The organism is Craterilacuibacter sp. RT1T (assembly GCF_023502145.1).
Taxonomy (GTDB): Bacteria; Pseudomonadota; Gammaproteobacteria; order Burkholderiales; family Chromobacteriaceae; genus Craterilacuibacter.
Map to the genome: position 1 here is coordinate 1 of NZ_JAMFLI010000035.1, position 451 is coordinate 451.

At 58.3% G+C, this 451-nt stretch carries 2 protein-coding genes; both read right to left on the minus strand.

Going from position 1 to position 451, the window contains the following annotated elements; translation table 11 throughout:
- Positions 1 to 255, minus strand: a 255-nt coding sequence (locus M3P88_RS15830; RefSeq protein WP_249616955.1) for a proton-translocating transhydrogenase family protein, incomplete at its 3' end; no start/stop codon positions are given.
- Positions 256 to 274: 19 nt separating this feature from the next.
- Entirely contained in the window at positions 275 to 442 is a 168-nt protein-coding gene (locus M3P88_RS15835) for a hypothetical protein (protein ID WP_283773254.1), read from the minus strand.
- Positions 443 to 451 lie beyond the last annotated feature (9 nt).

Here is a 451-nt window from a genome sequence, read left to right on the forward strand (position 1 = left end):
GACCATAAAGCCACCGAAGATATTGATGCTGGCGAGGAAGACGCCGATGGTGCCCAGTACCGAGGTGACGGTAATGGTTTCACCACCGATGTCGACCACCTGCAGCAGGGCGCCGACGATGATGATGCCGGAGATGGCATTGGTCACGGCCATCAGCGGGGTGTGCAGCGCCGGGGTGACGTTCCACACCACGTGGTAACCGACGAAGACGGCCAGCACGAAAATGGTAAAGCTGGTGATAAACGGATCAACCATGATTCGATTCCTTGAGGGTTTACTTGTTGCCGAAGCGCACTTCGCCTGCGTGCGTCACCAGCGTGGCGGCCAGCAGATCGTCTTCCATATCCAGCTTGAAGCCGTCTTTGGACAGCATCAGGCTGAGGAAGGTAAGCAGGTTCTTGGCGTACAGGCTGGAGGCATCGGCCGCCAGCATGCCCGGCAGATTGGCAGA